General features: G+C 64.5%; 6 protein-coding genes and 1 tRNA gene. 4 read left to right on the top strand and 3 right to left on the bottom strand.

Going from position 1 to position 12,351, the window contains the following annotated elements; all coding sequences use genetic code 11:
• Positions 1–40 precede the first annotated feature (40 nt).
• The gene (locus AC4D2Q_RS15735) at positions 41–1,534 is read right to left on the bottom strand and encodes an aldehyde dehydrogenase family protein (RefSeq protein ID WP_490947401.1); all 1,494 of its coding nucleotides are present in this window, start codon (positions 1,532–1,534) and stop codon (positions 41–43) included.
• A 235-nt stretch (positions 1,535–1,769) separates the two neighbouring features.
• Between AC4D2Q_RS15735 and ctaD the strand changes: the two genes are divergently transcribed.
• The gene (gene ctaD, locus AC4D2Q_RS15730; protein WP_490927914.1) at positions 1,770–3,524 is read left to right on the top strand and encodes an aa3-type cytochrome oxidase subunit I; all 1,755 of its coding nucleotides are present in this window, start codon (positions 1,770–1,772) and stop codon (positions 3,522–3,524) included.
• A gap of 100 nt (positions 3,525–3,624) precedes the next feature.
• Here the strand turns inward: ctaD and AC4D2Q_RS15725 are convergent, their stop codons facing one another.
• Both AC4D2Q_RS15725 and AC4D2Q_RS15720 read right to left on the bottom strand, forming a co-directional pair.
• The gene (locus tag AC4D2Q_RS15725) at positions 3,625–8,127 is read right to left on the bottom strand and encodes an ExeM/NucH family extracellular endonuclease (RefSeq protein ID WP_490947400.1); all 4,503 of its coding nucleotides are present in this window, start codon (positions 8,125–8,127) and stop codon (positions 3,625–3,627) included.
• 319 nt (positions 8,128–8,446) lie between these two features.
• A tRNA-Ser gene (locus tag AC4D2Q_RS15720) sits at positions 8,447–8,534 on the bottom strand.
• Positions 8,535–8,597: 63 nt separating this feature from the next.
• Between AC4D2Q_RS15720 and AC4D2Q_RS15715 the strand changes: the two genes are divergently transcribed.
• The 3 genes from AC4D2Q_RS15715 to AC4D2Q_RS15705 all read left to right on the top strand — a co-directional run bounded on the left by AC4D2Q_RS15715 (position 8,598) and on the right by AC4D2Q_RS15705 (position 12,288).
• Positions 8,598–9,575 (top strand): NAD(P)H-quinone oxidoreductase, encoded by a 978-nt coding sequence (locus tag AC4D2Q_RS15715; RefSeq protein ID WP_490947399.1) that lies wholly within the window; start codon positions 8,598–8,600, stop codon positions 9,573–9,575.
• 227 nt (positions 9,576–9,802) lie between these two features.
• Entirely contained in the window at positions 9,803–12,094 is a 2,292-nt protein-coding gene (locus tag AC4D2Q_RS15710; protein ID WP_490947398.1) for a carbon starvation CstA family protein, read from the top strand.
• The gene (locus AC4D2Q_RS15705; protein ID WP_490947397.1) at positions 12,091–12,288 is read left to right on the top strand and encodes a YbdD/YjiX family protein; all 198 of its coding nucleotides are present in this window, start codon (positions 12,091–12,093) and stop codon (positions 12,286–12,288) included. Before AC4D2Q_RS15710 ends, AC4D2Q_RS15705 begins: the two co-directional genes overlap by 4 nt.
• Positions 12,289–12,351 lie beyond the last annotated feature (63 nt).

Genomic DNA, 12,351 nt, shown 5'->3' with positions numbered 1-12,351 from the left:
TTGAGCGTCCAGAGGAAGCTGCGCTGCCTAACGGTGCTGCTTAGAACGGGTACTGACGTGCTCCGCGCTGCAGGGTGACGGTGTGATCCGTGGTGAATTCCTCGATTGCCCACTCGCCGTTGAAACGGCCGAGGCCGGAGTTCTTCTCGCCGCCGAACGCAACGTGTGCTTCGTCCTGGACCGGAACGTCGTTGACGTGGGTCATGCCTGCCTTGATGCGGCGGGCAAACTGGGCTCCGCGGTCCAGATCCGAGGTGAACACCGAGCTGGACAGTCCCAGGTCGCTGGCGTTGGCCAGTGACAGGGCATCTTCAGCGTCTGCGGCGCGGATGATGCCGGCGATGGGACCGAAAATCTCTTCCTGGAAGAGTTCCATGTCCTTGGTGACGTCGGCGAAGACGTACGGGGAAAGAACCTGCCCGATTGTTTCTCCTTCGACAACCATCCGGGCGCCCTGTTCCCGGGCCAGCTCGATCTTCTTCTGCAGGCCCTGGAGCTGCTTTGCATTGATGATCGGGCCCACGGTGTTCTGCGCGTCCCGGGGGTCCCCGGAGTTCAGCGTCTTGACGTGCGCGGTGAACTTCTCCACGAACTCGTCATACACGGCGTCTTCGACGATGATCCGGTTGATCGCCATGCAAATCTGTCCCTGGTGCAGGAACTTGCCCATGACGGCGGCCTTGACGGCCTGGTCCACGTCCGCGTCAGCCAGCACCACGAACGGGCTGTTGCCGCCGAGTTCCAGTGCGACGTGCTTCAGGGTGGGGCCGCTGGCAGCCAGCGCGCCGAGGTTCTTGCCCACCGGCGTCGAGCCCGTAAAGGAAATGAACGACGGAATCGGGTGTTCCACGAAGGGGTCGCCGATTTCGGAGCCGGCGCCCACCACTACGCTGAGCACACCGGCCGGCAGTCCGGCCTCCTCGAAGATCCGGCCTATCATCAGTCCGCCGGTCACCGGGGTATCGCTGGCCGGCTTGAGGACGACGGCGTTGCCCACTGCCAGGGCCGGTGCAACCGAGCGCATGGACAGGTGCAGCGGGAAATTCCAGGGGCTGATGACGCCCACCACGCCCAGCGGTCCGCGGTAGACGCGGGATTCCTTGCCGGGGACGTCGGAGTGCAGGATCTTCCCGGTGACGCGGTGCGGGAAGGTGGCCGACTCCTTGGTGATGGAGCGGGCCGAGTTGATTTCGATGGTGGCCTTGACCACGGTGCTGCCGGATTCTGCGGCCAGCCAGGCCATGATTTCGTCACGGCGTTCGTCAAAGATCTGAGCAGCCCGCTCCATGACCGCGCGGCGTGCTGCCGGGGTCTGCGCTGCCCATTCCTGCTGGGCCTCGGCCGCGGCGGTGTATGCCTCGTCCAGGTCCTCAACGGAGGCCTGGCGGATGTTCATGAGCTCCGTGCCGTCAAAGGGGCTGGTGTCGCTCAGGACCCGGTCGGAGCTTCCATCGCGCCACTGTCCGGCAATGTACTGCTTCGAGGGAATCCAATCGGTGAGCACGGTTGTGGGTGATTCGACCTGGGAGGTCATGTGGTTCTCCTTGAAATCTTGACGCATGTGCCGGATTCAACCGGAGCATCTGCTGTTTCATTCCCGGTGTGCGTTGAGATGCGCTGAGACACCTGTGGCCGGAGGAGGCAGAAAGGGGGCGTTAGCCTCTGGACGGGGGTGAAAGCGGAGCCCTACGATACAAGACACGACGCCCTCTTCCGGGGACCGCCGAAAGCACAGTGTTCTGGCCTATGCACCCAAGGGATGGCATTGCATGTCGACGCTTAAGTACTCCACCGATGAATCCGGAACTTTCGTACCGCCGCGCGTCGTGCCCCTCTCCAAGGGCCGGATTGTGGTCAACTGGCTGACCTCAACGGATCACAAGACGATCGGCTACATGTACCTGATCGCCTCCTTCACGTTCTTCTGCCTCGGCGGAGTGATGGCGCTGGTGATCCGTGCGGAACTGTTTGAGCCGGGGATGCAGATCCTGCAGACCAAGGAACAGTACAACCAGCTGTTCACGATGCACGGCACAGTGATGCTGCTGATGTTTGCCACACCGCTGTTCGCCGGATTCGCCAACATCATCATGCCGCTGCAAATCGGTGCTCCCGACGTTTCCTTCCCGCGGCTGAACGCCCTGGCCTTCTGGTTCTTCCTCTTTGGCAGCACCATTGCGGTGAGCGGATTCATCACTCCCCAGGGGGCGGCATCGTTTGGCTGGACGGCCTACGCGCCGCTGTCCGACGCCACGTTCTCACCCGGCATCGGCGGGGATCTGTGGGTGTTCGGACTGGCGCTGTCCGGATTCGGAACCATTCTCGGGTCGGTCAACTTCATCACCACCATCATCTGCCTGCGTGCTCCCGGCATGACCATGTGGCGGATGCCGATTTTCACCTGGAACACCCTCGTGACGGCCATCCTGGTCCTCATGGCCTTCCCGCCCCTGGCGGCAGCGCTGTTCGCGCTGGGCGCGGACCGGCGGTTCGGAGCCCACATCTTCGATGTGGACCGCGGCGGGTCCATTCTGTGGCAGCACCTGTTCTGGTTCTTCGGCCACCCCGAGGTGTACATCATCGCGCTGCCGTTCTTCGGCATCATCTCCGAGATCCTTCCGGTCTTCAGCCGCAAACCCATCTTTGGCTACAAGGGACTGGTTTTTGCCACCATCGCCATCGCGGCCCTCTCGGTGACCGTGTGGGCGCACCACATGTATGTCACCGGTGCAGTGATGCAGTCCTTCTTCGCCTTCATGACCATGCTGATTGCGGTGCCCACCGGTGTGAAGTTCTTCAACTGGATCGGAACCATGTGGCGGGGCTCCATCACCTTTGAGACCCCCATGCTGTGGGCCGTCGGCTTCCTCATCACCTTCCTGTTTGGGGGACTGACGGGCATCATCCTGGCTTCGCCGCCGCTGGATTACCAGGTGTCGGACACCTACTTTGTGGTGGCGCACTTCCACTACGTAGTGTTCGGAACTGTGGTGTTCGCCATGTTTGCCGGCTTCTACTTCTGGTGGCCCAAATTCACCGGAAAGATGCTCAACGAACGGCTTGGCAAAATTCACTTCTGGATGCTGTTCATCGGCTTCCACGGCACGTTCCTGATCCAGCACTGGCTCGGCGTGAGCGGCATGCCCCGCCGGTACGCGGATTACCTGCCGGAGGACAACTTCACCGGGATGAACCAGCTGTCCACCGTCTTCTCGATGCTCCTGGGTGCTTCGATGATTCCGTTCTTCTGGAACGTCTACATCACCTGGCGGCGGGGGCGGAAGGTGGGGGTTGACGATCCCTGGGGCTTTGGATGTTCGCTGGAGTGGGCCACGTCCTGCCCGCCGCCGCGGCACAACTTCACGTCGCTGCCGCGCATCCGTTCCGAGCGTCCCGCCCTGGACCTGCATCATCCGGAGCTGAAACCGCGGGCCAACGAGGAAACGGACAACCCGATGGTCAAAGTCTTCGGCGCAGCGGACATGGGCAGCGAGAAACCCAACGACCCCGATCCGCGCGACTAGCGGGACCTCCCGGCACGGAAAAGCGGCGCCGCCCGGACCAAGTGTCCGGACGGCGCCGCTTTTTGCTTGCTCGGGTCTGTCCTGCTCGAGCCGCTGGCGGTTAGCCGCGGCCGTACAGGCAGCTCACATACTTGGCCCAGTCAACGGCGTACCGCAGCCAGCCCCGCAGATCCCACCAGTGCTGCGGCGGAACCGGAGCGGTGCACACCGGAGCCGGCGGAACCGTGGGAGCGGCCTCCACCGTGACCGGTTGGGACACAGTGGTTCCGGACGGATCGGCGGTAAGCACCAAGGTGCCCGGGCCGGAGGCCGACGACGGAAGGGTGATGTTGACCGTTGCCGTGCCGCCGGCCACCGCTGCGGTGCCCAGCGCCGTGGCGGTGCCGGAGCTGTTCACCCAGCTGGCGGCGAGCGCGGTGTTTGCCGGGCTGCCCAGTGAGGTCAGATCGAGGCCGGACACCGTGAAGGACGCTGCTGCTCCGGCCTTCACTGTCCCCGGAGCGCCCTTCACAATGACACCCTGGCGGGCGAAGTCCGGGGAGAGCGGGCTGTTGGCCTTGATGTAGCTGATCCACGCATCGCGGTCCACCAGTCCCGTATCCCGGGTGTTGGTTCCTTCAGAGAAGACGGTGAAGTTGTCGCCGCCCTGGGCCAGGAAGCTGAAGGTGCCCACCCGGTAGTCGCGGGCCGGATCCATGGCGGCACCGTTGATGGTGACGGTCTGGATGCGGGAGCCGCGCGGCTGGTCGGGATCGTAGGTGTAGGTGATGTTGTCGGACAGGCCCAGTGCCAGGAAGGCACGCGAGCTTCCCTCGGGCTGCCACTGCTGTTCCAGCATCGTCTTGAGCTGGGCGCCGGTGAGCGTGGTGGTCCAGAGGTTGTTCACGAACGGCAGCACGGCGTTGGCTTCCGCGTAGGTGATCACGCCGTCGTCGCCGTAGTACAGCTCGGCCCGCAGCCCGCCGGGGTTGGTGACGCCGATTTCGGCGCCGCCGCGCTCAGCGGAGGAGAGGGTGCTCAGCAGCGAATCGGCCACCAGGTTGCCCAGCGTGGATTCCGAGCTGCGGTCATCGCGGACGGTGCCGTTGAACGCCGTCGTGATGTCAGCAGTGACCGAGCCGACCGGCTGGTTGCCGATCTCGGCGGCGGAGGCCAGTGCTGCATCCACAATGGACTTGACCTTTGCCACTGCCGGGTAGGCGGCGACGAGTGAGTCGGCGCTCGCGGTGGTCCGCGGAACGTTCGTGGCCGTGTAGGACAGGACTTCATCCGTTGCCGGGTTGTAGTCCAGGTTGATCTGGCCGATGAACTCGCCGTAGGAGCCTGTCTGCAGCACCGGGCGGGTCTTGCCGCCGGCGCCGGGAACGGGGGCATCCCAGGCGTACTGCTTGTGGGTGTGGCCGGTGTAGATGGCGTCCACCAGTGCGGTGGTGCCGGTGACAATGTCGGCAAATGCGCCGCCGTCGGCCAGTTCGGCCTCCAGCGTGGCACCGTCCGGGGTGCCGCTGCCGGCGCCCTCGTGGTACTCGGCGATGATCACGTCAACGTCGCCCTCCGACTGGAGACGTTCAGCCACGCGGTTCACGGCTTCCACCGGATCCCCGAACTCCAGCTCGGCGATTCCGCCGGGGCTGACCAGTGCAGACGTTTCTTCGGTGATGGCGCCGATGACGGCCACTGAGACACCGTCGACGTCCAGGACCGTGTACTCATCCAGTGCCGGGGTGGTGGTGCCCTTCAGATAAACGTTTGCGCCCAGGTACGGGAAATCCGCAGCCGGATCAACGCGGTCCCGAAGGTCCGTGAACCCGGCGTCGAACTCATGGTTGCCCACTGCGGAGGCCCGCAGCCCCAGCGCGTTCAGAACATCAAGGGTCGGAACATCCTGCTGCACCGAGGAGGCGAACAGTGAGGCGCCGATGTTGTCCCCCGCGGAGAGGAACAGCGAGCTGCCCTCGGGTGCGGCGGCCTTGAGCTGTTCAACGGTCCCGGCGAAATTCACGGTGTTCGCGTCGATGCGGCCGTGGAAATCGTTGATGTTCAGCAGGTTGAGTTCTTTGGTTTCGGTACCGGCCGGCGTGAGGTCCAAGCCGACGATGATCGGATCGTGGTCCGAGGAACGGTACGGATCCGGCGCGTAATAGTCGGTGGCATTGGTGTTGTACCGGCTGTATTCCAGGGCCACCGACTCCACGGAGTTGATGTTCCAGATGTCAGCACCGGTGACGGCTTCGGCCGCCGCCGGAGAAGCCATGATGTGGTCCAGTGAACCAACCAGGCCGCTGTAGGCGTAGGAGTGCTTTCCTGTTGCCTTGCCCAGATCCACGTAACCGGCATCAACCAGGGTGGTCATGGGGTCTTCGGCGGAGTAGGCGTTGAAGTCACCCAGCAGGAAGACCTTGTCGGTTCCGGCAGCCTTGGCGGTGCTGTCCGCAAAAGCGGCCAGTGCCTGTGCCTGCCGGACACGGTCGGCATTCCAGCCGCCCTGTCCGGTGTCCGCATTTTCTCCGGTCGCCGGGGCAGAGCCCTTGGACTTGAAGTGGTTGCTGATGGCCAGGATGGTGGAGCCGGCGTCGCCGTTGACAGGCTTGAACGCCTGCGCCAGCGGTTCACGGGCATTGGAGAACACGGATTCATCGTTGAGAATCACGGATTCACCAACCGGTTCTGCTGCCGCCGTACGGAAGATGAAGGCCGTGCGGATGACGTCTTCGGCGTCGGGCAGTGCGGCGGGGGAGCGCACGTAGTCCCAGGTTCCCGGTGCTGCCTCGTTCAGGGCTGCGGTCAGGTTGGCCAGGGCCTCGTCGCGGTCCTTGCCGAACACCGCCGAGTTTTCCACCTCCATCAAGGAGACGACGTCGGCGCCCAGGGCGTTGATGGCGGACACGATCTTGGCCTGCTGGCGCTCCAGGTTTTCCGGGTTCGCGGCGCCGCGGGCATCGCATCCGCCGCGCACGGTCAACGGAGCCCCGGTGCGGTCATTGTTGTAGGTGCAGCCGGTCAGGTCCGCGCCGGTGGTGCTGAAGTAGTTCAGCACGTTGAAGGAGGCGAGCTTGAGGTTTCCGCCCACGCTTTCGGGTGCTGCGGTGCGGGTGGCTTCGAACGACGCCGGGGTAACCTCGGCAGCGTTGGCGGCAGTAAGCGCAGTCAGCGGCTGAAACTTCCAGGCGCTGTTGCGGTAGTCCAGGATGACGCCGGTGGTAAAGGTGGCGGCGGCGCCGACGCGTACCGGGTTGTCCAGCGTCAGGTACGGCAGGGGAGTGCCCTGGTTGGCGGCGCTGAGGAAGTTGATGCTGGCGCCGTCGTCGAGCTTGACGGCGCGCGCAGCGTTGTCGGCGACGACGGCGGCGTGCTCGGGGGTGCCGACGGCGGCCACCGCGGTGGGCTGGACCAGGGGTGTTTCACCGGCAGCCAGTCCGATTTCCGCGTACTGGTTCAAGGAGTAGTTGTCGGTGACGGTAAAGCTGCCCTGCGGTGCCAGCAGCATGCCTTCCAGCGCTTCGCGTTCGACGTCGGTGGCCGGCCAGGCGACGGCGGCCGGCTTGACCTCCTCGGCAGGCTCATCGAGCTTGGCCAGGTTGCCGGCGGAGACGGTGAGCTGGGTGAGGCCGAAGTATTCGCCGACAGTGCCGGTGACTTCCACGTAGTCGCCGGCGGCCACGGAGGCTGCGGTGTCGGCGGAGAAGACAAAGATGCCGTCGGAGGCGGTGTGGGTGGCCGGATCCAGGGTGCCGCCGGTGCCGGGGGTCTGGATGTAGTAGCCGTTGAACCCGCCGGTGGGGTAAACCCCGGTGACCTTGCCGCGGGTGGTGACGGTTTGTCCCGTCAGCGGGCTGGCGTCGCCGGATCCCTGGATCTCGGCGATCGGAACCGCTCCGGCCGGGGGGTCTGCGGGTGCAGTGGGCGAGGGCGTGGGGGTGGGTGTGGGGGCCGGCTCGGTGGGAGCCGTGCCGCCCGTTCCGGTGGGGGTGACGTCAGCGCTCAGCACGAAGTCGGCGGCATTGTTGTTGGTGTCAGCAAAGCCGTTGCGGTTCAGGGACTTCGGATCGCTGTTGCCGGCCGGAGCTTGTGCTGCTGCGGTTTCAAAGGTGTTGGAAGTTCCGTAGCCCAGCAGGTCCACCACGCCGGGCGCAGCGGTGACCGAACCGACGGGCAGGGGATCCACGCGGGTGGCCTGGTTGGACAGGATCAGGGTGCCGCCTGCGCCGCCGAAGCTGGCGCCAACGGTGGCGTCCGCTGCCGGAAGGGGAGCGCCGGTGGTGCCGTTGGACGCGCCGGACACCAGATAGTAGCCCCCGGCGGGGATGGACCCGGAGAGCGCACCGATGCCGGTGGGAGCCGCCGTCGAGCCGGCCGCACGGTACTGCAGCGACCAGCCCTCCAGGCTCACATCCGATGAGGTGGGGTTGTACAGTTCCACGAATTTGTTGGCGAACGGCGCGTTTGCGCTGCCGCCGCTCAGGTAGGCCTCATTAATGATGATGCCGGGGGCAACAGCGGCAGTGCTGTCTTGTGCGTAGGCCGGCAGCGCCGTGATGGGCGCTGCCAGCAGTCCGGCTGAGAGGGTGGTTCCCAGCGCGGCCTTCCAGAATGTTGGGCTCATGCCTCTTGCTCCTTGGCCAGCCGGGATGCCAGCTGACGGTAGTGGCCGCCGCGAGCGGCGCCGAGGGGGGGTGTAACGCGTGTGACGCACGTAATACTAAGTGGTCTGCGTTACAAATGGGTGACACGCCGGTGGAGTGCAGGGAAACGGCGGCGGAGATGCCGCTGATCGGGAGCCCGGATTGCACGGAAATGCGAGTCTTGGGGTCGAACCCGGGGCGCCGGAATAACTGAGGCCGGCTCGAAGTTATCTGTGCCCGGGGAAGAGCTCGGGCAGCAAAAAAGCGGCCCCTGTAAAGGGACCGCTTTCTTTATTTGCGCGGAAGGTAAGGGATTCGAACCCTTGGTACGGGGTTACCGCACACTGGTTTTCAAGACCAGCTCCATCGGCCGCTCGGACAACCTTCCCCCTAGTAGTCTGGCAGACAGGTGCATTTCACCAAAATTCGATCAATCTCCGTGGAGGACAAAATGAGAGCGATTGTCATTGATACGCCCGGCGGCCCGGAAGCCCTGCAGGTGCAGGACGTTCCCGCGCCGGTGCCCGGACCCGGAGAAATCCTGATCGATGTGGCCGCAGCAGGCCTCAACCGCGCTGACGTGCTGCAGCGCCAGGGGCACTACCCGGTTCCGGCCGGAGCCTCCGAATATCCCGGACTTGAAGTGTCCGGGCGGGTCGCCGCCGTGGGAGCCGGAGTTGAAGGGTTCTCCGTGGGAGCAGACGTCGTCGCCCTCCTGACCGGCGGCGGTTACGCCGACCAGGTGAACGTTCCGGCCGGACAGGTCCTGCCCGTCCCGGCCGGGATGGATCTGGTCACGGCAGCGTCCCTGCCGGAAACCGCGGCTACGGTCTTCTCCAACCTCTTCATGGCCGCCGGAGTCACCGAGGGAGACCATGTCCTGATCCACGGCGGTGCCGGCGGCATCGGCACCATGGCGATTCAGATGGTGGCAGCCTTTGGCGCCGTGCCCATGGTGACGGCCGGGTCGGATGAGAAGCTGGAACTGGCGCGCTCCCTGGGTGCGGAAATCCTGATTAATTACAAGACCGAGGATTTTGTGGCGCGGGTGCATGAAGTCACCGACGGGCGCGGAGCGGACGTCATCCTGGACGTCATCGGAGCGAAGTATCTGCAGCGCAACCTCGACGCACTCGCAGTTTCCGGGCGGCTGGTCATCATTGGCCTGCAGGGCGGCGCCACGGCGGAAATCAACCTCAACCAGCTGATGAGCAAGCGGCTGGCAGTCATTGGAACCACGCTGCGCGCCCGCCCCACTGAGGAAAAGGCGGCCATCATGCAGGCGGTCCAGCAGTACGTCTGGCCGCTGATCGAAGCCGGCAAGATCCGCCCGCTGGTTGATCGGACGTTCCCGCTGGCTGAAGCGGCAGCCGCGCACGAATACTTCGATTCCGGCCGGCACACGGGAAAAATCCTGCTGACAACCTGATCCGGGGTTTTCGTGCAGCCCAGTAATTTGTAAAGGCGAGTAATTTGCCCCGGCGGGTAATTTGAACAGGCCGGTGACCGAGTAACGGTCACCGGCCTGCTTCGCGTTTTGTGGAGTGTGTCACAGGGCACTGCTAACCTCGATGGCAAGAGTGCGGAATGTTCCGGCTCCCGGCCGGTTCACTACCGGCTCCTCCACGCCGTTACCGCAAACAAAGGGAAATTCCCATGAGTGAGAATCGCCGGCGCAGGGCCGCGCCCGGACAGTCCCAGGACGCAGACGTCCTGCTGCAGGACCCGGATCTTCCGCCGGTAGCGGTCGATCCCGAAGTAATCGAAGCCGAAGACCGCCGCTGGACGCCCCTGAAGATTGCCGTTTGGGTCGGCATCGCCCTGCTGGGAGGCGTCAGCTGGTTCATGCTGGCCCTGGTCCGCGGGGAAACCGTCAACGCCATCTGGTTTGTCTTCGCCGCGGTGTGCACCTACTTCATTGCCTACCGCTTCTACTCCAAATTCATTGAACGCAAGCTCCTGCAGCCCAATGACCGCCGGGCCACCCCGGCGGAATACAAGGCCGACGGCAAGGACTACGCAGCCACGGACCGCCGCGTGCTGTACGGACACCACTTCGCCGCCATCGCCGGCGCCGGCCCGCTGGTGGGCCCGGTCCTCGCGGCCCAGATGGGATACCTGCCCGGCACCATCTGGATCATCATCGGCGTCGTCTTCGCCGGTGCCGTCCAGGATTATCTGGTCATGTTCTTCTCCATGCGCCGCGGCGGCCGGTCGCTGGGCCAGATGGCCCGGGAGGAGCTCGGCCGCGTGGGCGGCACCGCAGCCCTGGTTGCCACCCTGGCCATCATGATCATCATTGTGGCCATCCTGGCCCTGGTGGTCGTCAACGCCCTGGCGGAAAGCCCCTGGGGCGTTTTCTCCGTGGGCATGACCATTCCCATCGCGCTGTTCATGGGCGTGTACCTGCGCTTCCTGCGCCCCGGCAAGGTCACCGAAGTTTCGATCATCGGATTCATCCTGCTGCTGGCGGCCATCATCGGCGGCGGCGTCATTGCCGACACGGCGCTGGGCGACTTCCTCACCCTGGACAAGACCGTCATCGCCTGGGGCATCATCATCTACGGGTTCATTGCCGCAGTGCTCCCCGTCTGGCTGCTGCTCGCCCCGCGTGACTACCTCTCCACCTTCATGAAGGTGGGGACCATCGTGATGCTGGCCCTGGCCATCATCATCGTCCGCCCCGACATCACTGTGCCGGCAATCAGCGAATTCGCGTCCGCGGACAACGGCCCCGTGGTGGCCGGACCGCTGTTCCCGTTCCTGTTTGTCACCATTGCCTGCGGCGCCCTCTCCGGATTCCACGCCCTCATCGCCTCCGGCACCACGCCGAAGATGATCGAGAAGGAACGCCAGACCCGGTTCATTGGTTACGGCGGCATGCTGATGGAGTCCTTCGTGGCCATCATGGCCCTGGTGGCGGCAATCTCCATTGACCGCGGCATCTACTTCGCCATGAACTCCTCGGCGGCAGCCACCGGCGGCACCGTGGAAGGCGCCGTCGCCTTCGTCAACAGCTTGGGCCTGGCCGGCGTGAACCTGACCCCGGACATGCTCAGCACCATGGCCTCCAACGTGGGCGAGGAATCGATCGTTTCGCGCACCGGCGGAGCTCCCACCCTCGCAGTGGGCCTGGCGCAGATCATGCACAGCCTCATCGGCGGAACTTCGATGATGGCTTTCTGGTACCACTTCGCGATCATGTTCGAAGCGCTGTTCATCCTCACCGCAGTGGACGCAGGCACCCGCGTGGCCCGGTTCATGCTTCAGGATTCCATCGGCAACTTCATCCCCAAGTTCCGGGACACGTCCTGGCGCACGGGAGCATGGATTTGTACGGCCGTCATGGTGGGAGGTTGGGGCTCGATCCTGATCATGGGGGTCACGGACCCGCTGGGCGGCATCAACACCCTGTTCCCGCTCTTCGGCATTGCCAACCAGCTGCTGGCGGCTATTGCGCTGGCCATCTGCCTGGCCATCCTGGCCAAGAAGAACGTCTTCAAGTACATCTGGATTGTGGTTCTGCCGCTGGCCTTCGCCTCGGTGGTGACCATCACGGCGTCCATGTACAAGATCTTCTCCTCCGTTCCGGCAGTGGGCTACTGGGCCCAGCACAACGCCTTCAAGGCGGCCCTGGAACGCGGCGAAACGAGTTTTGGCACCGCCAAGACCGTGGCGGCCATGGAAGCGGTGGTTCGGAACACCTTCATCCAGGGCACGCTGTCCATCGTGTTTGTGACGCTGGCGATCATTGTCATCATCGCCGCAGTGATTGCGAGCATCCATTCCTACCGTTCCGGCGGTTCCCTCAGCGCCGAAGATCCGGCCGTTCCGTCAAGGATGTTTGCCCCGGCTGGCTTCCTGGCCACTCCGGCGGAAAAGGAAATCCAGGCACAGTGGGATGCGCTGCCGGCGGACAAATTGGTTGTCCGGAAGGCCCACTCATGAGCACAGCCGGCGTGAAACAGGGCCTGAGCGGATTCGTGCGGTTTTTCCGCGACGTCATGGGGGAGGACGCCTACCGGAAGTATGTTTCCTTTCATCAGTCCTCGGGATGCGCGGGAGCTATGCTGACCGAGCGCGAGTTCTGGAAGGACAAAATGGATCGCCAGGACGCCAACCCGGAGGGTCGCTGCTGCTAGCGGCAAGCCCCTTTCCGGGACGGCCTGCGTAACGGCTTTCGACCGGCCCCTGGCTCCGGAGAA

This window comes from Arthrobacter sp. TJ-178 (genome assembly GCF_058269275.1).
The sequence above is the reverse complement of the archived record's forward strand: the minus strand, read 5'-3'. Positions and strand labels throughout refer to the sequence as shown.